This is a genomic window from Mucilaginibacter sp. P2_A5 (assembly GCF_056404995.1).
Window position 1 is genome coordinate 1 of record NZ_JBFUCY010000008.1, and the last position, 21612, is coordinate 21612.

Genomic DNA, 21612 nt, shown 5'->3' on the forward strand with positions numbered 1-21612 from the left:
AAATAAAATATTGTATTGTAAGTATAATGGTACTTATCACTTGAGCAAATAAAATCTTGCTACTTGATACTAGCTACTAAATACTAACAAAAGAAATTCAGGTGCCTATATCGGCGGTGTCTACCTCTTCCCATTCCGAACAGAGAAGTCAAGCCCGCCAGAGCCGATGGTACTGCGGTAAAACGTGGGAGAGTAGGTCGGTGCCAGATCTTATCGTAAAACCCTTCATCCTAAAGATGAGGGGTTTTTGCGTTTAACACTTTTCGTCATTGGTCATTCGCTGCGCTGGCATTGGTCATTCGCTGCGCTTGGCATTAGTCATTTCGCTGCGCTGTCATTGGTCATTGGGCATTAGTTTGGGGAGGCGGTGGCAGCGGGGCAAAGGGGCCGGCAAGTGCCAGGCAACCGCTCCCGCCCCCCGCCATTTCACCCCCTTGTTTTTCAGCCTCACCCTTATTTGGGTTTGCAGGCGTATGTTTTCATGGCAACTTTACCTCAACAAATTAAAAGCACCATGAAAAAGATCATTTTATTTATAGCCATCGGCTTTGGAGTGGCATTGCAGGCCGAAGCGCAAACAAGGGTAGTAGTACGTACACCTGTTCGCAGGGTAGTAGTTGTGCCGGGCAGGCGGGTTGTGGTAGTGCGGCCCGCTGTGCCGGTTGTGGCGCGCAGGGTTGTTGTGCGCAGGCGGGTATTGTAAACCGCCTACACCCGCAATTGGTTTAATAACAATTGTTTTTTTGCGCAGGTGAGCAGGTATTGGAATTGGTTTTTATGCAACCTCAGGACACTTTTTCAAAGGGAAAGTGGGATGCAAGGTGTCCGTCCGTCCCCGGGTACCGCTATGAATTTACAGAGCGGCCAGCCTCCCTCACCTCCTTTCACCAATAAACCACATCCCCAATATCCACCCCGTTCATCCTGTCGGCTGCGGTGGCCATACGCTCCAGCACTTCCGATACCATGAACATCGTATCGGGCATGGCCCGGTTTAGTTCCTGCGACTTTAGCCGCCATTTGTCGTAGGCATTCACATCTGGGAAAAGCATTACACTGCGGCCCTTAAGCACGCTGCATTTAGCTGCGTTTAAGCCTTGCAGGCTGCCGCAGGCCAGCCATATAAACTGCGGTAAAATGGCGCTGGCTATAATGGCGGTTTTCTCGCTCTCAACTATGCCTACAGGTTTGCCCGGCTCGGCGGCAAGCAGGTGTTCGCCAAAAAGGCATTGCTTCAGTTCAAAATACTCGGGCTGGCCCTGGGCTTGCAGTTGTTTGGCAATTACGGTGTGCGCCCAGGTAATGTGGTTAAAGGGTTCTTTCACCCGCTTGCCAGTTTCGGCATCGTACAGCATTATTTTGCCGGTGCGTACCCAGTTATCCTTATCGTACTGCCAAAACACGGTAGCGCCCGGCCAGTGGCCATGAGTGCCAATGTGATAACGCTTTATCAGCTGCTGGGTGGTTTTCCTGCCAAGTCGAATTATAAGGTACTGCACAAAGTTGTTTTGCTTATAAGCAGTAAGGGTTAGGCGTACATAATCGGGGTTAATGAAGTAGTCGGCATCAGTTGGCAGTTTCCGGTTAGCAGTTGGCAGTTGGCCAGTTTGCAGTTTCCGGTTAGCAGTTGGCAGTTGGCCGGTTTGCAGTTTCCGGTTCGCAGTTGGCAGTTGGCCGGTTTGCAGTTTCCGGTTAGCAGTTGGCAGTTGGCCGAAGCTTTTCTTTGAACTGCCTGCAAACTGCCCACTGCCTACTGCAAACTGACCCTCCGGCTTAACGTGGTATCCGCATTTATCAACCCGGCCGCAGCGGCCTATGTGCGGGGGCAGTTGCTGGCCTGTTTGGGTATCAATATAGCGCACAAAACTTTTGCTGTGATGATTGCAGCCGGGGCAACGGTAGCGCGATTGCATGCCCGCGTAAGGTTGTAATTTGTATTTCATTTGGTTGGTTCATTGGTTGGTTCATTGGTTCACTGGTTCATTAGTTCATTGGTGGAGGGGCGGCGATTGCATGGCGGCGAAGACTCACCCGACATCGCTGCGCTTGTCACCCTCTCTCTTCGGCTTCGCCGGAAAGAGGGGCTTGGAAGTGGTTTGTTTTTTATTCCTGCTTAATATTTTGATAATCAGCATTCAAGCCCCTCTTTCCACCGCAGGTGAAGAGAGAGGGTGACGGGCGCAGCCTCGTCGGGTGAGTATTAGCCAGCGTTCATAGCCCGCCGATAGGTTCATTAGTTCACTGGTTCATTAGTTCATTGGTGGAGGGGCGGCGATTGCATGGCGGCGAAGACTCACCCGACATCGCTACGCTTGTCACCCTCTCTTCGGCTTCGCCGGAAAGAGGGGCTTGGAAGTGGTTTCTTTTTTATTTCTGCTTAATGTTTTGATAATCAGCGTTCAAGCCCCTATTTTCACCGCAGGTGAAGAGAGGGTGACGGGCGCAGCCTCGTCGGGTGAGTATTAGCCAGCGTTCATAGCCCGCCGATTGCCGCAGGGCTACGGGGTTGCCGCGCTGCGCTCGTAATGACATAGTTTTTTGGAGGATGGATTCCCGAAGCTGTTTTTGTCTTGATTCTTGACTCTTGATTCTTGACTCTCGATTCTTGACTCTTGATTCCTGACTCTTTATAAAACGCTAACTGCCCCGTCCGTCCATTCCCCGATACCCCTTCCCGGTGGACGGACGGACGCCTTAGGCGTTGGCTTGCATATTAACGGCAATGTATTGCTTGTAAAGCCTGTCGACCTTTTGGTGCGATATGTTAAGCATTTTGCCCACTTCACGCAGGCTTAGGCCTTGCTGCTTAAGTTCGTAGGCGTTTTTCATCTGCTCGTCTTGCTTGGCTTTATCGGGCCTGCTTAATTGCTCCAACTCGTGCCCAAAGCCTACAAACTCGTATTGTAAAAAGTTGTGGGGCTTGCTTATGCTGCACAGGCACACATTGCCCTCGCCATACACCTGCTCGGTATTGCGCTGCTTAATTTGCTTCAGGTAGCGTAGGTTAAAATCGGCCTTGCTTTCGCCAATGGTAAAGGCGCTATCGCAAAAGTTCATGAGCATTTTACTGCCCTGCAAATCGTTGCGGGTAATTACCTGCGTAAGGTCGCGCTTGGGGGTGTGGGCCAAAACCAGTATGCTTAGGTTGTACTTATTTTTGAGGCTTTTAAGCTGCTTCATCAGCGGCAAAGCGTCTTTGGCCTGCTCGGTTTCGCTGCGCAGGTAGGTAAGGTTATCAATAATAAGCACCCTTGCGTTGGTTTGCAGTACAGATCGCTCTAACGAGCAGGTCAGGTAGTCGTCAAAATCTCCAAAACCTTCGGGCACGTCAATATCGGGGTTAAGCTCGGCCCTGTAAAAGTTGCCGTTAAAGGGATAGTGCTGCGCATAATCAACCGAGTAGCGGGCTTCAAACTGCTTGTCGGTCAATTCAAAATCGCAGTACAACACGGGTTGTGCAGGGGCTTCCACATCAAAGGGATAAACGCCGGTACCCTGGCTAATGGCATCGGCAATTTGCACCGCTACAATACTTTTGCCCAGGTTGCTATCGGCAAATAAAATGCACACCTCGCCCTGGTGCCAAAACTTGCCGAAAAGCATCAGCGGTACAGGCCTGCTGCTGGCCTGCTCCATCCAATGGCTTACTTTGCGCACCATTAAAACATCGTCGTTATTTTCGGGTAACTGCCCTTGCTGCAACTGTTGCAGGCTTTCGTACTCTAATTGCGCAGCATTAATCTGCATACTGTTTTGATTGTTCATTAATTCGTGATTCATGTTTGTTTGTTTATTGGTTCACTGGTTCATTAGTTCATTGGTGGGTTGGCGGATAAGTCGCTGGTATCTTTCCCGCTGTGATGCTGAAGTACGAAGCATCTGTCAGCTATGCATGGCCGATAGAAAAGTTCGCGAATAGATGCTTCGTTCCTACCCATGACAAGTTGTAAAACCCCAGACTTACGAAGTTTTAAAAACTTCGTAAGTCTTTCGCCGGCTTGTCACTCCACCTTCAGAATTTCCCGAAATTTTACAACTCAGCATGACAGTTTTTTATTTTTGACTATCATTTCCCCTTCAGCATCCGACAGACAACCATTCACCAATCAACCACTCACCCAATCAACCAAAAATCCCGACCGGGATTTTAAAAAAAATACCCCTTTAAATACCTATAATATTATATAGATAGGGATAAGCCCCTCATCGGGAACATATCAGTAAGCTATGGTTGTTTTGTGGTGTCCGTCCGCCGGGAGAGCAGTACATTGCCCGACGGGGGTGGACACTTATGGAACAGGCTTAAAAGCCTACAGGGTTATTTTCACTACAATAATACAAATAATTCTTTAAAATAAAGAATATTCTTTAAAAAAGTTGATTTTGTCGGGAAGTGGCCGGGGATGGTGGGGATGGGGAGCGGACGGACAACATAGGCCCTGAGGTAAATCTGCTGTGATTCAAAATCCCGGAATGAGCATCAGGGATTTGTGTATTTAATATCTTGTATGAGAGGGTATAAGGCTGGAGGGATGCGGAAAGTAATTAAACAAATGTTTAAGGTTTGATGAAAATTAATTATTATTACTTACTATAACCGATATGGAAGAAAAAATAAAAGAATTGTTAGCGATGGGGAATGGGCTTGTGTTCGCACAAAACAGCTATAACTCTTCAGACGGAACTTTCGGGAGGCTTTCAGTTGAATTTAGAACTTGGGGCGCTGTTGTTGGGGATTTTATAACTGAAAACTATGGCGAGAACAGTGCGCCTGGCAAATTATATACACTTTTCAATGCCGAAAGAGTCGAAGGAAATTATGAGAATGAATTTGAAAGGCAAAAGAATATTCTGTTAGGTGCTTTAAATGCCTGTAAGTTAATCAAACCTAAAAACGCCATTGTATCTTTTGCTAAAAAAGAACTGCTCTCAAATCTTTTCAATAAATTTCATTCAGTTGCTATTCAATTACGTAGTAGGCATAATAATAGGAATACCTTGGATGTAATCGACGAATACGATGTTCAAGATTTGTTACATAGCTTATTGAAACTTCATTTTAAAGATATCCGCAACGAAGAATGGACACCAAGCTATGCTGGAGGCTCATCAAGAATGGATTTTTTATTAAAGGAAGAGGAAATAGTAATAGAGGTAAAAAAGACAAGGGTTGGATTAGACGACAAAGTACTCGGTAAACAATTAATTGAAGACAAAGCAAAATATCAAACGCATCCGAACTGTAAAAGATTAATATGTTTTACTTATGACCCTGAAGGAAGAATATTAAACCCTCAAGGTTTACAGAATGATCTAAACTCTGAAGATGAGAAGTTTACAGTTGAAATAATTATCAAGCCTGATCATTAATTCAACTAACCCTGCGTTTCCCCAGCTACCGCAAGGGCACCCTTGTGGTACTCATGCTAAGTATACACTCGCTACCGCAAGGGGCCACCCTTGTGGTCACCATGCTAAGTATACGCCATGCACAGCCCGGTTTAAATACTGTTTACAAATAGAAAAGCTTTTATATAGCTTTACCTGCTTCTTGAGTTATCCCGGACGAGCCAAAGTTGATCGATTAAGGAAGTATTTAATAATGCGTTAAAGCCGCGCCAAAATTTGTTGATGTCAACGCGAACAAAGCGCAACTTGCTGGCCAATACAAATCAACCTCAACTTCTCAACAATTCTATATCGTTTAAGAAATAATGGCTCATATCAGCTGAAAGTACCGTTGTTAAACCTATTCCAGAACAATATTGATTTAAAAAATTTTTTACGTGGGCAGGTAATTCGTCATCGGAGGCTTCTATAAAATAATTTTCAAATTGTTTATTCTCCTTGAAAGGTATGTTTATCAGGGTTTCAGTTGTTGCGTTTCGTACTTCCTTATACAGTAAACAACCGTTCTCAAGACTTAAAACCAAATTGTGTCGTAGATGTGGGGATGTGCTTTTATAGTCAATATTCTTCTTATCGAATTTAAAACCGAAATTATTACATATAATCATAGTGAAAATGTTATCAAAACTATTAAGTGTTGGATTTAGAGGGCTATTAAAATATCTTGAAGAAGCGACAGGGTCGACAACATCGATTCTCAGCTTTTTTACTTTAGCTAACTTATTGAGGTGCGAATTTAATTCGTTTATTGATTTGATTGTCGATTTCACTTCGCAAGCAGCCACAACACATTCAACTGGAAAAAATCTCTGCTGATCTGAATTTTCAATTTTGGGCGCTACAAATTTATCATAGATAATAATATCACATTGAGAACTTATCGCGCCAGTAGAATTAATGATAAAGCCACTCGACATCCCGAATCTTTCAGGAGTGTACATCTTTAACCAATTGGTAACTATTTGCTCCCGGTACGAACCATATTCCCCTGGATGAAATAATTTGTTTTTCTTCTCATCCCAAAAGATCTTTTTCGAGTTGTCAAACTGGGACTTCAAATTAAGATAGTTTTGGATTGAAAGATTCCTTATAATTTCGTTCATGTTTTCTGAAGTCCTTTTGTCCTTAAATTTAAATAAACACACCGATAAAATTTGATTTATTTTAACCCTTGTGTCCCGTATACTAAGTATACGCCACGCATAGCCCGGAGATTGCTTCGTATTCGGTTTTATACAAACATTGGCTTTGAACGCTGGCTCCCGCTACCGCAAGGGTCCACCCTTGTGGTACTCATGTTAAGTATACGCCAAGCATAGCCACCATGCACAGCCAGGAGATTGCTTCGTACCTCGCAATGACATGGTGGGGATGGTATACGCCATGCATAACCGCCATGGATAGCCAGGAGATTGCTTCGTACCTCGCAATGACATAGTGGGGATAGGTAACGTTAAACCTTGTCCGCCAACCCAACCACACACCTACACCCACAGACGGACGGACTCCCGCTACCGCAAGGGTCCACCCTTGTGGTACTCATGCTAAGTATACGCCAGGCATAGTCGCCATGCATAGCCAGGAGATTGCTTCGTACCTCGCAATGACATGGTGGGGATGGTATACGCCCATGCATAACCACCATGCACAGCCAGGAGATTGCTTCGTACCTCACAATGACATAATGGAGATAGGCAACATTAAACCCCGTCCACCCACCCAACCACACACCCTTCCCCCTGGACGGACGGACACCTCATTACGCACAAAGGCCGCATTAACCGCGGCCTTTGTGTTGTTTATGCTAACTGCAATTTGTGTTGTTTAAGGGTTTGGCAAATGCTAAGCACCTGGGCAAGCACTTCGGCGGGGGCATCGGGGTTGTCGGGGTTTTTAAAAGCAATGTCGGGCAGGGTTAAAAAGAAGCCTTTATCTACCCGGCAATGGTAACTTATGGGCTGTTTGGTGCGCTGGGTACGCAGCAGGGTATTGGTGCCGCTATGGTTCAGGATGGCTTTAAAATAAACATCTACCGTATCGGCAAGGGGGCTGGCTATGGGGTGGTGCTGCACGTTGGTGCCGTGTTGTATAATGTAATTGATTTTTGCAGGGCGGGTGCTTAGCACATCTATCAGTTTGCCGTAACCAAACTCGGGTACGTATTCCATGCGCTGGATAATGGGCTCCTCGTCGAGCAGTAACACCAGTGTGCCGCCGTGGTGGTAAAAATCTTTTAAATCCTGGCTGCGTTTGGTTAAAAAGGCCAGTGCGCGGTCGTGGTCGGCATCCATGTCTTCCAGTAAAAAATCGGCACTTTCGTGTATTGCGGTGGCGCTTACTACAATAAAGTCGTAATCTAACAGGTAGTCGTGGCAGCCAAAGTTAATTTCGGTACCAATACCGTTTAAACTGCTTACGCCCATGTGGGCTAATTTAAGTGTACTCATGTGTATAAAAAATTTAATTGTTTGTTGCTTGTTGTTTGATTTTGGCGTACCGGCCATGCCTGCGTACTAAGCCCGAAGATTGGGGCAAAAAAAGGTGGTGCATTATTTACCAACACACGCTACAAATATACTAATATTTTTAGCAATTCCAAACGTATAGCACAATAATGCTTATAACTAAAAGGGTGAATGAGTGCTGAAGGAAATGGATGATGTGTCCGGATTTGTCGGTTGGAGTGGCGGCATACCTTGCGGACGGACAGATTTTAATTCAAAAGAAAAAATCCCTCCTTCGCAGCCTGCGCCATAGGTGCTACCCGTTTGTAGCCCCGATTACAAAAATGATTTGTGCGCCGTAGGTGCTACCGCGCCGCCCTGCAGGTTGCCCGCGTGTTGGAAAAGGTAGCCCGCTACGGGGCAAAAAACGTGGGGGTACGTTGTTGCTACAAACGGGTAGCACCGATGGTGCATAAATAACGGGGTACGGGGGCGATCATATTGCCGATACCGGCAAATTGATGGTGGTAATACAATTGCCGTCTCCTCAGGTTCTCTCGTAGAGGAACCTGAAGAGACGGCTCATCGGAAACCTAATGCCATCGTTTTACAACACCCTCGGGATCCCTCCGTTGCCGCAAGGGTCTCCCTTGTGGCCCGCATGCAAATCACGATGCTTTAAAATAACTTCAACGCCCGTCATTATCCTCCCAAGCCCACGTTAGTGATGGAAGTGGATACCGGCCCAGCGCCTAATGCCTTGTGCGCGTATGAACGTACAGCACGGGCCGCAGGCAACGCCATTTTAGTTCATTGGTTCACTGGTTCATTAGTTCATTGGTTCATTGGTGGATGGTTGGATAGACTGGAATTGTTGATTGGTGGAGGGTTTGTTATATACCTGCACTTTGTGCAATAAACCTGTTTTTCGTTATAATGTCGCAGAAACCCGAAGTATATTCACGGGTAACATACAACCGGGCGGCGAATATTTTTATCCTTCGCCCTTGTTGATATTGTTACTGCGGCTGGCATGTCATCCTTTCAGTACTGTAGCCTTTTTACCTTATCCATAAATACACGACCGCAGCTATGGCTGCGCCTGCTATGGGGCCTAAAACGGGGATCCAGGCGTAGGGCCAATCGCTGGTGCCTTTGTTTTTGATGGGGAGTATCATGTGCATGATGCGGGGGCCAAGGTCGCGGCAGGGGTTAATGGCGTAGCCGGTGGTGCCGCCCAGCGATAGGCCTATTACCCATACCAGTAATGCCACCGGTATAGCGCCAACGGAGCCGAGGCCTATTGGCGTATTTGTAGGCACAATTTGCGCACCCGAAATGTAAAATATGGTAAACAACAGCACAAAAGCGCCAATAACTTCGCTGGTAATGTTCGAGATGTAATTACGCACTGCCGGGCCGGTGCAAAACACGGCCAGTATAGCCGCCGGATCATTGGTGCGTTTAAAATGATCATAATACATTACCCACACCAGGAACGAACCTATCATGGCGCCTAAAAACTGCGCGGCTATATACAACGGCACCTGCGCCCAGGCAAACTTACCCGCTATAGCCAGCGCTATGGTAACCGCGGGATTAAGGTGAGCCCCGCTGTAGGGCCCGGCCACCACCACGCCCACAAATACGGCCAGGCCCCAGGCCGTGGTAATAACTATCCAGCCGCTGTTATTTCCCTTGGTATCTTTTAATACTACGTTGGCCACAACGCCATCGCCTAAAAGTATGAGTAACATGGTGCCAATCAGTTCGGCAATAAATGGAGACATGGTATAAAATTTATAGGTTTAAATAATTGGTAACAGGTTATCATAAATTATTCCAGGCGCATCAGCCTGCCGTAATCCATCTGCTTCCAGGCTTTCTGCTTTCTGCCTTTCGCTTTTAGCCTTTACCGGCCCAGCTCTTAGCCGCATGAATGGCCCTTTCCCAGCCTTCAATATCCGCTTTAATATCCTCCGGGTTACCGGCCGGGATAAATTCCTTTTCGGATTGCCAGAGTTGCTGTATTTCGGCTACATCTTTCCAAAAACCTACTGCCAGGCCGGCAAGGTAGGCCGCGCCTAAAGCAGTGGTTTCTACCACGTTTGGCCTTATTACTTTACAATTCAATACATCGGCCTGGTACTGCATCAGCAAATCGTTGGCCGTTGCGCCGCCATCTACCCGCAGCTCTTTAATGGGCATGCCGGCATCGGCCTCCATGGCTTTTAGCACATCCATAGTTTGGTAGGCTATGGATGCCAGGGCGGCCCGCGCCAGGTGGCCGGCAGTGGTACCCCTTGTAAGACCAACTATGGTGCCCCTGGCTTCAGGGTCCCAGTAAGGGGCGCCAAGGCCGGCAAAAGCGGGCACGAAAAATACGCCGCCGGTATCTTTAACGCTGTTGGCCAACTGCTCTACATCGGCCGATGTTTTGATGATGCCTAAGCCATCGCGCAGCCATTGTACTACGGCGCCGCCAATAAATATGCTGCCTTCAAAGGCGTACTGCACCCGGCCATTAATTTTCCATGCGATGGTAGTAAGCAGGTTGTTTTTTGATTCGATAAATTGATCGCCAATGTTCATCAGCATAAAACAACCGGTGCCATAAGTATTTTTAACCATGGCCTTATCAATACACATTTGCCCAAACAGCGCGGCATGCTGATCGCCGGCTATGCCCGCAATGGGTATTTTGCTGGCGAATATGGTGGTGGCCGTTTCGCCATAAACCTCGCTTGATTGTTTTACTTCGGGCAGCATGCTTTTGGGGATATCCAGCAGCTGCAGCAGTTCATCGTCCCATTGCTGGGTGCGGATGTTGAACAGCATGGTACGGCTGGCATTGGTTACATCGGTAACATGCACCTGGCCGCGGGTAAATTTCCATACCAGCCAGCTATCAACCGTGCCAAAGGCCAGTTTACCTGCATCGCCCAGCGCCCGGGCGCCATCCACATTATCCAGGATCCATTTTATTTTGGAGCCCGAAAAATAGGCATCTATTACCAGCCCGGTTTTGGAGCGGATCATATCACTATGGCCATCCTGCTTCAATTTATCGCAGTAAGCCGCGGTGCGCCTGTCCTGCCAAACTATGGCGTTGTAAATGGCTTCGCCGGTTTCGCGGTTCCATACAATGGTGGTTTCGCGCTGGTTGGTAATGCCTATGGCTTTAATGTTTTTGCCATTAAGCCCCGCCTTAACGGTAGCCTCGGCGGCAACACCTGCCTGGGTCGACCAGATCTCGTTCGGGTCATGCTCAACCCAGCCCGGTTTTGGGAAATATTGTTTGAATTCTTTTTGCGACAGCGCTATAATTTGCCCCGCATGATCAAATATGATCGCCCTCGAACTGGTTGTCCCCTGGTCAAGGGCCAAAATGTATTCTTCCATTATTTAGGTATTTATAATTGTTGGTTGAAATAGAGTCAAGAATCAAGAGTCAAGAATCAAGAGAAAAGCTGTTTGTTTATGGTGATGTTCCGGGTAATCTGTTAAATCAATCCCTATCCGCCTCACTTTTTTTTATCTTGACTCTTGATTCTTTCTCACGCCCGGCTTTTTTCCTCGTCTTGACTCTTGATTCTTGACTCTTCCTCACGCCCGGCTTTTTCCCTTGTCTTAATTCTTGATTCTTGATTCTTCCTCATGCCCGGCTTTTTTCCCGTCTTGACTCTTGATTCTTAACTCTTGATTCTTTTCTATGCTAATATATAATTTCCGGCCACCTTATTAAAGGCTTTTACCTGTTCTGTTTGCCATTCGGTATCTTTATTTAATTCTTCGGCCATCAGCCGGGCAACCTTCGGGGCCATGGCCATGGCCAGCCGCGCATTTAAAAACAATACACGGGTACGGCGGGCCAGTATATCCTCAACGGTGCGCGCCATCTCGTGCCGTACCGACCAGATCACCTCGCCTTTGGTGTATTCATCATCCGGGTGTACCGGGTTTTTCCAATCACTATCCTCATCGGTTAGGGCCAGTACCTTTTCCATATCATCGCCATAAACGTACATATGATTGCTCCTGTCGGGATTTGGCCTGCTGCCATGGATGGATAAACCCGCCGTATGGCAAGGTTTGTTTGGTAATTTGCCCACCTCTATTGCTTTATTGATGGTATCCTCGCCCATTTTACGATAGGTGGTCCACTTGCCCCCGGTTATGGTGATAAGCCCCGATTGAGAAACAATAAGCTTATGGCTGCGCGAAATCTCTTTTGTGTTGGATGAATCATCCTGCGGGGCTGCCAATGGCCGTAAGCCTGCGAAAACGCTTAACACATCGGCACGGGTGGGTGCATTTTTCAGGTACTTAGCTGCGGTGCGCAAAATAAAATCAATTTCGGCATCAAGGGCTACCGGCTCCAGGCTATGTTCGTCAATAGGGGTATCGGTGGTGCCTACCAAAAGCTTGTTATGCCAGGGCACAACAAACAGGACCCGGCCATCCTCGGTTTTGGGGATCATGATGGCATCCTCGCCGGGCATAAAGCGCCTGTCGAGCACCAGGTGCACGCCCTGGCTTGGCCTTACCAAAGGCTTTTTATCGGGCACATCCATTTTAAGCACATCATCAACAAAAACCCCGGTGGCGTTAATAACGGTTTTGGCTTTTAAGTTATAACTAAGCCCGGTTTCGGTATCCATGGCATCAACGCCTGCTATTTTGTGGTTGCCATCTTTTATCAGCCCGGTAACTTTAAAATAATTTAACACGGTGGCGCCCTGCTCCAAAGCGGTTTGCGCCAGGTTGATAGCCAGCCGCGAATCATCAAACTGGCCATCGTGGTATACTACGCCGCCGTGCAGGCCTTTGTCTTCAATTCCCGGTAGCCTGCTTATGGTTTCTTTTTTGGAGATGTGTTTTGCCCTGCCAAAGCCCAGCTTGCCGGCCAGTAAATCATATATGGTTAAGCCGATGGTGTAAAATACGCCATCAAACCAGCTGTAATTAGGAATAATGAAGCTTTCGTTTTTTACCAGGTGCGGGGCGTTCTTTAACAGTAAACCCCGCTCGTGCAGGGCTTCGCGCACCAGGCCGATATCGCCTTGCGCCAGGTAACGTACGCCGCCATGCACCAGTTTGGTTGCGCGGCTGGATGTGCCTTTGGCAAAGTCGGCCTGTTCTAGTAGTAGGGTTGATAGCCCTCTCGAGGCTGCGTCGACCGCGGCGCCAAGGCCGGTTGCGCCACCTCCAATGATAACGATATCCCAAACTTTATCCTGATCATGAATGGATTGCAAAATGGAATCTCTTTTGAAAATACTCATTTTTATTCTGTTGTATTTCGAATTCGCTTCAAATATACAATATCGAAATATAAAATAACAAATCGAAACTTATTTTTTGTTTCAATTTATCCCGCGCCGGTTTTTTACTTATTTTTGTTTGTTATGAATAAAAACACCGACAGGCATAAAATTATACTCCGGCAACTGGAAGACGGCGGCTTTGTAAACGTACAGGAGCTGAGTAAGCAATTAAATGTTTCGGAAGTAACCATCCGAAAGGACCTGAAACTTTTGGAGGATAAAAAGCTATTATTCCGTACGCATGGTGGCGCCACCAAAAGCAACCCCTATACAAACGACAGGCCCGTTGCCGAAAAGGAAAAGCTAAATGCCACCGAAAAGCAGCAGATAGGCTTAGCCGCCGCCACGCTTATTGGTCATAACGATTCTATCATTATTGCCTCGGGTACTACCATGCTGGCCCTGGCGCGGTCAATTAATGCTGGCAAGCATTTAACGGTGATCACATCGGCCCTTAATGTGGCTATCGAGCTATCACAACACGCCAATGTAGAGGTAATTCAGTTAGGCGGCCAGTTGCGCAGTTCATCATCATCGGTAACGGGATCATACTCCGAAATAATGCTGCAGGATATGGCATGCAGCATGCTTTTTTTAGGTGTCGACGGCATCGACCCCGAAATTGGCCTTACCACCACTAATTTGATGGAAGCCCGCCTAAACCAAAAAATGATAGAGGCCGCCCAAACCGTAGTGGTACTGGCCGACAGCACCAAATTTGGAAAACGCGGCTTGGGGAAAATTTGTCCTTTAGACCAGGTGCAACATATTATTACCGATAGCGGCATCAGTGCCGCTATGCTGAAAATACTACAGGAAAAGGGGATAGCTGTTACGGTGGTAGGGTAGAAGTATCAAGTAGCAAGTATCAGGTATCAAGATTTTTGAAGCGCGGGATTTCGAGCTAAAAGAATACTACGCCGATCAGCTATCCAACTATCCACCAATGAACTAATGAACCAGTGAACCAATGAACGATAGCCCAATTGTTAAAATTTGTTAATTCTACGAAAGTTTCGTAGTTTAACTATTCTGTTAGTTATATTTGATCTGTAATTATAAAAAAACAGATATAACCTTATAACCATCATGAAAAAAACGATACTCTCTTTAGCCTGCCTGCTTGGCCTTGCTGGTGGGGCACAAGCGCAAAAGCCCGATACCGCCAGGGCTATTGTACATTACAAGTTTTCGCACCTGCGGGATACTGCGCACCGCGATAAGCCATATACCGAAAATATGGTGTTGTTTGTGGGCGCAACTTCCAGCGCTTATAAAAGTTACGACCGCAAGTTGCAGGAGGCCCTGATGAAAAAGCAGGTTGCCGACCAGATGGCCGAGCAAAAGGGCAATGGCGGACGCATTAATATTAAAGTAACCGGCGGCGCGCCTACCACCCGGAACGAGTTTTACCAGTTTCCGCTGCAACACAAACTGGTACGTAAGGAGCGGCTGATAACCCCGTATATGATTGAAGAGCCCATGCCGGTGATTGACTGGAAGATAAGCGCCGATACGGCCAGCTTTTCGGGCTTGCATTGCCAGAAGGCTACAGGGCACTTTAAGGGCCGCGATTATACAGCCTGGTTTTGCCCCGATTTGCCTTTTCATACCGGGCCATGGAAGCTGAACGGCCTGCCTGGCTTAATTGTGGAGGCTTATGATACTAATAAAGAGGTAGTGTTTAAGTTTGACGGGCTTGAAGAAGTAACCAGTAGTACCAAACCAGTTGCCGAAACCCCGCCCCCAGGCGGCATGACGGTTAAAATGATTGGTATGGACGATGCCAACGACGATCCCAATGTAATAGCCCTGCCAACTGACGCCGTTAAAACTACCGAAAAGGAATTTAAAAACTTAGAGGCCGCTATGCGTAAGGACCCTAACGCTTTTGCACAATCGGCTATGGCCGGCGCGGGCGGGGGGATGCGTCCAGGCGGGCCAGGCGGCGGCGACCAGGTGCGGATAAATATAGGCCCGGGCCCGGTGATCAATAATCCTTTAGAATTGCCCGAAAAGAAATGAGCAGGCTATATAAAAGCGCCGGGGTATTCATATTTTGGATGCTCATGGGCATGGTATGCCTTGGCCAAAGCATCAAAGGCCAAGTAACTGATAGCCTGGGCAAGCCAATAAGCTACGCCGGCATCAACCTTAAAAACAGCGCCAGCCTTATTATCGCCTACACTACCAGCGATGCCAACGGCTTGTACAGCCTTAACATCCCGGCGACTGCCGATAAAAGCGGCCTTACTTTGGAGGCCAGTTGCATAGGCTTTAAAAAGGCGGGGCTACAAATAAACAACTTTACAACACCCTACAACTTTAAGCTTGCAGGCGCGGTGCATCAGCTGCAGGGGGTTACCATAAAAAATAAGCGGCCACGGCTGCGGGTTAGCGGCGATACTACCAGTTACAAGGTATCGGATTTTAGCAGCCCGCAGGATAGGGTTATTGGCGATGTAATTAAAAAACTGCCGGGCATTGAGGTAGCTAAGGATGGCAAAATAAGTTACAACGGCAAGGCTATATCCAACCTGTACATAGGCGGCGATAATTTGCTGGATGATAAATACAACATTGCCACCGGTACCATTCCGCATGGGGTGGTTGACCAGGTGCAGGTAATGGAAAACCATCAGCCTGTAAAAATGCTGCGCGATAAGGTAGTAAGCGAGGATGTGGCCCTTAACCTCACCATAAAAAAAGATGCCAAACTACAGCTGATAGGCCAGGAAACGATAGGCGCGGGCCTGCCAAAAAAGTACGATGAAGACCTGAACGCTATGATGTTTAAGGATAAATACAAGGCTATTAATTACCTGCGCGGCAACAATACGGGCTATGATGTAGCCGGCGACCTGGTATCGCACAACTCGGCCAACAGGATGCAGCAGTTGGATAATGATAAGCCTGGTACGGTGCTCTCGCTTGGCACCGCAGGCGACCCGGATTTGCCGCGCAACAGGTACTTGTTTAACCAATCGGGTATCCTTAACCTCAATAACCTGGTTAACCTGAAAAAAGATGTGCAGCTGCGGGCCAATGTATCATACCTGCGCGATAGCCAGCACCAGGATTACAGCCGCCTGAGCGAGGTTTACCTGCCCGGTGATACCATCCGCTATACCGAAAAGCAAAACAACAAATGGCGCCCCGATTTAATCCATACCCAGTTTACGCTAAACGTTAACCAAAGCAAATATTACCTGAACGATAACCTGGCAATGGATTATAACCGCAATACCTCGTATTCCGGCCTGGTGAGTAATGGCGTACCGGTAAACCAAACGTTTAAAGATAATTTGTTCGATTTCTCCAACGAGTTCAACCTGATGAAAACCTTCAAAACCAATAAAATTATGGAGGTTTATAGCTACATTAACCGCACATCCGAGCCCGAGAACCGGGTTATAGAGCCTAATCTTAACCCAGGTATATTTAACAACGGTGTTGATTATTCGTTGCTTACCCAAACTGTAAATATCCCTACCTGGTTTACCAACAATTACCTGGCTTACAAAGTACCGGGGCAATATGTAACCCAAAGTTATAAGACGGGGTTTAGCAGCCAATCGCAAACGTTAAGCTCCTGGCTTTCGGCCACGCAACAAAACAACGCGGTAAACCCGGTTGGCGATAGTACCCGCAACAGCTTAAGCTGGAGCCGCAATAAAGCCTATGCCGAAGCCGATTATGACATCCCCGGCAAAATCCTGAATATAAAGGTAAACCTGCCCCTGAGCTGGCAGCAAACCCATTACAGCGATGATTATTACCAGCTAAACAACAGCCTTAACCGCCTGTACTTTAACCCGCGGCTGTATGTAAAATACCAAACCGGGATTGAAAACTACCTTACCCTAAACTACGGCCTGCGCAATAACATTGGCAGCATTCAGGATGTGTACCGGGGCTACATACTTACCAACTACCGCACCCTATATGCCAACAGCGCCGCACTTACCGAGCGCCAGAGCCAAAATGCCGGCCTGGGCTTTAACTACCGCAAAGCCATTACGCTTTTCTTTTTTAGCCTGAATGTTAATTACAGCCATATTTACGCCAACAATATTGCGTCCAGCACATTAACTAATAACCTGCAGCAACGGGTGGTGCTGCCTTATGATAATAAAACGGACGCCTGGGCGGTAAGCGGCTACATCAGCAAGTATAATTTCGATTTGCAAACCACTTTCAGCGCCGGGGCTTCCTGGCAAACCGCCCGGCTAAACCAGCTGCAAAACGGACTTATACTGCCCTTCAGTACAGTAGGCGAAACGCTGAATGTGGGTGCCGAAAGCAAACTGAGCAGTAAAGTTAACTTAAGCTACAAGGCCAATTACAGCCAAACCACCAGCAAATCAACGGCGGTTGCCGGCAGCAGCAAATTTCAGCGGCTTATCCAAACCGCCGCTATCGAATATAATCCGCTTAATACCCTGCAGTTTAACCTGGCGGCCGATCATTATTACACCCACCAGCAACAGGCCAATGATCTTAAATACTTTTTTGCCGATGCATCAGTTCGCTACAAATTCAGCAAGCCCAAAATAGATGTACAGCTTACGGCCCAAAACCTGTTCAACGTAAAAAACTATACCTCGCTGTATTTGTCGGCCAATGTGTTTACGTCAAGCACTTACAGCATTCCGGGCAGAATGATGTTGGCAAAGGTGATGTTTAATTTGTGATAGGGAAGGATTATCGGGTTTGAGAATAAGCTTACGATAAATATCGAACACTGAATGTCCAATATCGAATAATGAATGAGAAAGTTCGGTGTTCGATATTAAAAATTCATTATTCGAAATTATTGATACCGCCGTCTTAATTGAGATGTTCGTATTATGGCGTGTCCCTCCCGCTGGTAGAAGCGGGGGGCCAGGCTTTCCATTTATACGCCTGCAAGGCATTAGGCGCGGCCTGCCCTGCTGCCCACTGCCGGGCCGGTATTCATTGCAATCCTTCACGCTATGCGGGTACATTGCCAAAAATCAGTGTTAAACAACTTTATTGGGATTAATATATTTTAACGTTAACTTTTAGGAAGTCATGGTCATTTTCTGGTAATGAGCCATTAAAATACTTGATTATCGCGGAGTTATCAATCAGATAGGTCTTTGGCATTCGTCCCGAAGATTATGGAGTTGCTCGTCAATTTCTTCATTACTCATTTTGGTTTGTATTTTTTTTCGTAATGACGAAAGTGTTGAAGGTTTTTTTATCACTTTAATGATATTAAGTTCTTCAAGATCTTTCAAAATTTTATAAGCTTTTTGATTAGTCAGTTCTATAATAACTGTTTCCATTTCGCATCTTTTTAAGAAAACGTCATTGTTTACCCCGTTGGGTATGCCAATAACAATTCTGTTCTAACAAATTTAATGATTTTATCTGATCTAATACATTTTTATAAAATGGAAGAAGCTGTTTCCCGCTTTTTCTTCTGCCGCCGTTTAACTACATTTAAGCCAGATAACCTGTACCATCATGATACCCGCACAAGAACCACTATGGCAAAATATTCAAAACTTTAGTTTAGATAATCCCGGTGTCGATTTCAAATTTTCGGGCCGGCTTGCGCGCGAAAACGGCTGGCCGCCCGCCTATGCCCTGCGCGTGATTGAAGAATATAAAAAATTTATCTTCCTGTGTTGTATCACGCCCGGCGGCGTGACTCCGTCTGACCCGGTAGACCAGGCCTGGCACCTGCATTTAACCTTCACCCAATCGTATTGGAACGATTTATGCCGCGATACCCTGGGGCAGCAAATACATCATAACCCAACCAAAGGCGGCAAAGCCGAAGCCATTAAATTCGACGGTTATTACACGCATACAAACCAGCTGTATATCCAAACTTTCGGCACTATGCCCCCGGCAGATATCTGGCACAATAATAAAACCCGCTTTACAGATATCAACTTCAGGCGGGTAAATGTGGGCAGGTATTGGCTTGTGCCCAAACCCCGCAACATGGGCCAGGTAGCCATATTGCTGATGCTGATAGTGGCGGTCGGCCTGTTTATACAGGCATCAGAAACTACTATTGCTTTAGGTTTAATAGTCGGGGTTATTGGCCTGGTGGTTGTGGCCGTTTACAAAGGCGGAGATGATGACAGTTATGATAACAATAAACGCAAAAAAGACGGCGATAGCGGTTGCGGCGGCGATGCGGATGGGGATAACAATACCGGGCATTCGGGTCACTCAAGCCATAGCGATCATGGAGGCAGCCATGGTTGTAGTGGGCATAGCGGTTGTGGTAGCGGCTGTTCGGGCTGTTCATCATCGGGTTGTAGTGGTTGCGGCGGCGGGGGCGACTAATAAGCTTGCTACATACATTGTCCAATACATAACATCTATATTAGCCGCCATATATATAATCGCTCATGGAAAACACAACCCAAACCGCTATGGAACAAGTGGTAAAAAAACAGCTTGATGCCTATAATGCAAAAGATATCGATTTGTTTATGACTTGTTGGGCCGACGATGCCTTGTATTATGAATTTCCGGATACACTACTGGCAAGCGGCGCTGCAGCCATCCGCGAAAGGCACCTGGTAAGGTTCAGAGAACCGGATTTGTTTGGTAAACTAATTAGCCGCACAGTACTCTATAATAAAGTTGTGGATTTTGAGCTGGTATCCCGCACCTTCCCCGACGGGCCGGGACATATTGACGCGCTTTGTATTTATGAGGTAGCCGGTGATAAAATTACCAAAGCCTGGTTTGTGATGGGTAAGCCCGTACCGGATGCTGCTATGTGATTTATTGGCTGTAAACATAAAAGACCGGCCCCGCAAGGGGCAGGTCTTAGTTAATATAAGTCAGTCAATAGTTAATAGTTCGGTTTTATTGCATGGAGATGATTTTGTACAGTATCCAGTTGTTGCTTTCGTGCACACGCCGGTAGTTAATGCCGCTGTTTACAATACGTATGGCCGGGATATATTTATTGTTGAGCTGGGTATAACCGGTAAACGGATTTTTGGCTGTAGCAATCAGGATATAATCATCATACCGGTAGGGCGTTTCTATAGCGCTTAAAAACAGGTCCTGGTAGGGCAGGGTCAATTTTCTGATATCGTTTGTAAACGCTGCAACCGGGTAGGCTACGGCATCATCCATAAGTACATGCGCGTTTTTGGGCAAGCTGTTGATATACCCCGCCATGTCCATAATTTCGGCCTGGTCCACATTATGCTCACCGCTGGTGAGTGTAGTGATAAACGCTTTTTCATCGTGAATGAATGATCCCTTCAGGAAAGCGTAACCTGTATAAAGCTGGGCGAGTACAGCAACCGATACAATTATTTTAAACACCTTTTGATTTTTAACTACCAGCGCTTTAAAAATGAGGCAAAGCAATGATAGCACCAGGAAAATGAGGTAATACTCATACGTAATATATAGTTTATCGTATTTGATATGTAAAAACTCGATAAAGGCGAAAGGGCTTAAAATGGTTAAAGCCTGGTAAGTACTTTCGCGGAAAAGGTATATAGCCACCAAAATGAGCGGGCAAAAATAAATAACCCTTACCGATACCAGTACCGAAAGTTCGGGCAGCTGGTAATTGGTTGCGGCTGTGGTAATATCATAATTCAGCTTGTCAACCAATACATTCCAGGTGGCGTACGGGCTTTCGATAAAGTAATTAAGATCGCTGGCATGCGTTAAATTGAGCAGTTTATAACAAATGATAGATGCTATGGGCAAAATAAACATGATGATATAAATAGCAAAGGTTTTGCTTACCAGTTTACGGCGCAATGATGGGCTGTTAAAGCTTAAAAACAGGCGGAAGATGGATTCCTTTTCGCCCAGGTTTAAGCTTTGCAAAGTGATGGCCAATACCAGCGGGATAAAGAACAGGCAAAGCCATACAAACTTATAATCGCAAAAAATAAGGGTTACCAGTGCTATACTGGACAATGAAACGTGGAAGGTTGTATTTGACCGGTAAAACTTTAACAGGTTAAAAAAGAAGAGGAAAAAACTGATAAGCACCAGGTAAATGGCCTTGCCCGATGTAGCCACATACAACAAACCGGGGTGTAAAAAAAACAAGGCGATGAACAGGTAAAAATAAAAGTCGTCGTTTGGTATGCGGGTACGCAATGTGGATGCAAGGATGTAAAATAAAGCGGCCGTACCCAGCGCGGATGCTATTACCGGGGCCAGGAAAGTGCTGATGGAACTAAATATGATGGAACAATAAAAAGGTAATAGCGGCGATGTAAGCCCCATTACTTTAATACGGTTGCCAAGGCCCTCAAAAATGATCTTGGTTTTTTCGATATAAAAAATACTCTCCTGGTTATAATAGCCCAAATGGTTCATGTAAATGCCCACAGCAAGGTAATAAACGGCAAGCACTGCGGTTATTATAAACAGGTATTGACTTTTAGAGATCCTCATTT

The 21612-nt window shown here is 46.5% G+C and carries 16 protein-coding genes and 1 rRNA gene; 8 read left to right on the forward strand and 9 right to left on the reverse strand.

Translation table 11 applies throughout. The features are described 5' to 3' along the window. Positions 1–97 precede the first annotated feature (97 nt). Positions 98–209, forward strand: a 5S ribosomal RNA gene (gene rrf / locus AC1DXF_RS08445). 305 nt (positions 210–514) lie between these two features. Beyond that, complete coding sequence (locus AC1DXF_RS08450) at positions 515–703, forward strand: hypothetical protein (RefSeq protein ID WP_477447869.1); 189 nt, start codon at positions 515–517, stop codon at positions 701–703. A gap of 181 nt (positions 704–884) precedes the next feature. Here the strand turns inward: AC1DXF_RS08450 and AC1DXF_RS08455 are convergent, their stop codons facing one another. Both AC1DXF_RS08455 and AC1DXF_RS08460 read right to left on the reverse strand, forming a co-directional pair. Continuing rightward, complete coding sequence (locus tag AC1DXF_RS08455) at positions 885–1943, reverse strand: DUF6371 domain-containing protein (protein WP_477447870.1); 1059 nt, start codon at positions 1941–1943, stop codon at positions 885–887. Positions 1944–2694: 751 nt separating this feature from the next. Beyond that, on the reverse strand, positions 2695–3780 hold the full coding sequence (locus AC1DXF_RS08460; RefSeq protein ID WP_477447871.1) for an AAA family ATPase: 1086 nt from the start codon (positions 3778–3780) through the stop codon (positions 2695–2697). An 822-nt stretch (positions 3781–4602) separates the two neighbouring features. Between AC1DXF_RS08460 and AC1DXF_RS08465 the strand changes: the two genes are divergently transcribed. Then, a complete protein-coding gene (locus AC1DXF_RS08465) occupies positions 4603–5370 on the forward strand; it encodes a PD-(D/E)XK nuclease domain-containing protein (protein ID WP_477447872.1) in 768 nt (255 codons plus the stop codon). Positions 5371–5678: 308 nt separating this feature from the next. Here AC1DXF_RS08465 and AC1DXF_RS08470 read toward each other — a convergent pair whose 3' ends face one another. From AC1DXF_RS08470 to AC1DXF_RS08490, 5 genes are all read right to left on the reverse strand, one after another. After that, complete coding sequence (locus tag AC1DXF_RS08470; protein WP_477447873.1) at positions 5679–6512, reverse strand: DUF6602 domain-containing protein; 834 nt, start codon at positions 6510–6512, stop codon at positions 5679–5681. 696 nt (positions 6513–7208) lie between these two features. Further along, a complete protein-coding gene (locus AC1DXF_RS08475; protein WP_477447874.1) occupies positions 7209–7856 on the reverse strand; it encodes a hypothetical protein in 648 nt (215 codons plus the stop codon). Between the two features lie 1058 nt (positions 7857–8914). Beyond that, complete coding sequence (locus AC1DXF_RS08480) at positions 8915–9643, reverse strand: MIP/aquaporin family protein (RefSeq protein WP_477447875.1); 729 nt, start codon at positions 9641–9643, stop codon at positions 8915–8917. 115 nt (positions 9644–9758) lie between these two features. Continuing rightward, a complete protein-coding gene (gene glpK, locus AC1DXF_RS08485) occupies positions 9759–11255 on the reverse strand; it encodes a glycerol kinase GlpK (protein ID WP_477447876.1) in 1497 nt (498 codons plus the stop codon). Between the two features lie 308 nt (positions 11256–11563). Further along, a complete protein-coding gene (locus AC1DXF_RS08490; protein ID WP_477447877.1) occupies positions 11564–13138 on the reverse strand; it encodes a glycerol-3-phosphate dehydrogenase/oxidase in 1575 nt (524 codons plus the stop codon). A gap of 123 nt (positions 13139–13261) precedes the next feature. On the opposite strand from AC1DXF_RS08490, the gene AC1DXF_RS08495 reads away from it, so the two are divergent. The 3 genes from AC1DXF_RS08495 (at position 13262) to AC1DXF_RS08505 (ending at position 17874) form a co-directional block, all read left to right on the forward strand. After that, positions 13262–14029, forward strand: coding sequence for a DeoR/GlpR family DNA-binding transcription regulator (locus tag AC1DXF_RS08495; protein ID WP_477447878.1), 768 nt, complete (start codon positions 13262–13264; stop codon positions 14027–14029). 240 nt (positions 14030–14269) lie between these two features. Next, the gene (locus AC1DXF_RS08500; RefSeq protein ID WP_477447879.1) at positions 14270–15205 is read left to right on the forward strand and encodes a GLPGLI family protein; all 936 of its coding nucleotides are present in this window, start codon (positions 14270–14272) and stop codon (positions 15203–15205) included. Next, positions 15202–17874 (forward strand): TonB-dependent receptor, encoded by a 2673-nt coding sequence (locus tag AC1DXF_RS08505; protein ID WP_477447880.1) that lies wholly within the window; start codon positions 15202–15204, stop codon positions 17872–17874. The genes AC1DXF_RS08500 and AC1DXF_RS08505 overlap by 4 nt, the downstream gene beginning before the upstream one ends. Positions 17875–18291: 417 nt before the next feature. On the opposite strand, the gene AC1DXF_RS08510 is transcribed toward AC1DXF_RS08505, so the two are convergent. After that, a complete protein-coding gene (locus AC1DXF_RS08510; RefSeq protein ID WP_477447881.1) occupies positions 18292–18492 on the reverse strand; it encodes a hypothetical protein in 201 nt (66 codons plus the stop codon). A 181-nt stretch (positions 18493–18673) separates the two neighbouring features. On the opposite strand from AC1DXF_RS08510, the gene AC1DXF_RS08515 reads away from it, so the two are divergent. Beyond that, positions 18674–19510 (forward strand): glycine-rich domain-containing protein, encoded by an 837-nt coding sequence (locus AC1DXF_RS08515; RefSeq protein ID WP_477447882.1) that lies wholly within the window; start codon positions 18674–18676, stop codon positions 19508–19510. A gap of 65 nt (positions 19511–19575) precedes the next feature. After that, complete coding sequence (locus AC1DXF_RS08520) at positions 19576–19956, forward strand: nuclear transport factor 2 family protein (protein ID WP_477447883.1); 381 nt, start codon at positions 19576–19578, stop codon at positions 19954–19956. A gap of 85 nt (positions 19957–20041) precedes the next feature. Here AC1DXF_RS08520 and AC1DXF_RS08525 read toward each other — a convergent pair whose 3' ends face one another. After that, the gene (locus AC1DXF_RS08525; protein WP_477447884.1) at positions 20042–21610 is read right to left on the reverse strand and encodes a hypothetical protein; all 1569 of its coding nucleotides are present in this window, start codon (positions 21608–21610) and stop codon (positions 20042–20044) included. Positions 21611–21612: the final 2 nt, after the last annotated feature.

What these genes read in the sequence shown, in the direction of transcription:
- AC1DXF_RS08490 (WP_477447877.1), bottom strand. Translation starts at nt 13,138, where the DNA reads ATGAGTATTTTCAAAAGAGATTCCATTTTGCAATCCATTCATGATCAG.
- AC1DXF_RS08500 (WP_477447879.1), top strand. Translation starts at nt 14,270, where the DNA reads ATGAAAAAAACGATACTCTCTTTAGCCTGCCTGCTTGGCCTTGCTGGT.
- glpK (WP_477447876.1), bottom strand. Translation starts at nt 11,255, where the DNA reads ATGGAAGAATACATTTTGGCCCTTGACCAGGGGACAACCAGTTCGAGG.
- AC1DXF_RS08520 (WP_477447883.1), top strand. Translation starts at nt 19,576, where the DNA reads ATGGAAAACACAACCCAAACCGCTATGGAACAAGTGGTAAAAAAACAG.
- AC1DXF_RS08475 (WP_477447874.1), bottom strand. Translation starts at nt 7,856, where the DNA reads ATGAGTACACTTAAATTAGCCCACATGGGCGTAAGCAGTTTAAACGGT.
- AC1DXF_RS08495 (WP_477447878.1), top strand. Translation starts at nt 13,262, where the DNA reads ATGAATAAAAACACCGACAGGCATAAAATTATACTCCGGCAACTGGAA.
- AC1DXF_RS08525 (WP_477447884.1), bottom strand. Translation starts at nt 21,610, where the DNA reads ATGAGGATCTCTAAAAGTCAATACCTGTTTATAATAACCGCAGTGCTT.
- AC1DXF_RS08455 (WP_477447870.1), bottom strand. Translation starts at nt 1,943, where the DNA reads ATGAAATACAAATTACAACCTTACGCGGGCATGCAATCGCGCTACCGT.
- AC1DXF_RS08470 (WP_477447873.1), bottom strand. Translation starts at nt 6,512, where the DNA reads ATGAACGAAATTATAAGGAATCTTTCAATCCAAAACTATCTTAATTTG.
- AC1DXF_RS08510 (WP_477447881.1), bottom strand. Translation starts at nt 18,492, where the DNA reads ATGGAAACAGTTATTATAGAACTGACTAATCAAAAAGCTTATAAAATT.
- AC1DXF_RS08515 (WP_477447882.1), top strand. Translation starts at nt 18,674, where the DNA reads ATGATACCCGCACAAGAACCACTATGGCAAAATATTCAAAACTTTAGT.
- AC1DXF_RS08450 (WP_477447869.1), top strand. Translation starts at nt 515, where the DNA reads ATGAAAAAGATCATTTTATTTATAGCCATCGGCTTTGGAGTGGCATTG.
- AC1DXF_RS08480 (WP_477447875.1), bottom strand. Translation starts at nt 9,643, where the DNA reads ATGTCTCCATTTATTGCCGAACTGATTGGCACCATGTTACTCATACTT.
- AC1DXF_RS08465 (WP_477447872.1), top strand. Translation starts at nt 4,603, where the DNA reads ATGGAAGAAAAAATAAAAGAATTGTTAGCGATGGGGAATGGGCTTGTG.
- AC1DXF_RS08460 (WP_477447871.1), bottom strand. Translation starts at nt 3,780, where the DNA reads ATGAATCACGAATTAATGAACAATCAAAACAGTATGCAGATTAATGCT.
- AC1DXF_RS08505 (WP_477447880.1), top strand. Translation starts at nt 15,202, where the DNA reads ATGAGCAGGCTATATAAAAGCGCCGGGGTATTCATATTTTGGATGCTC.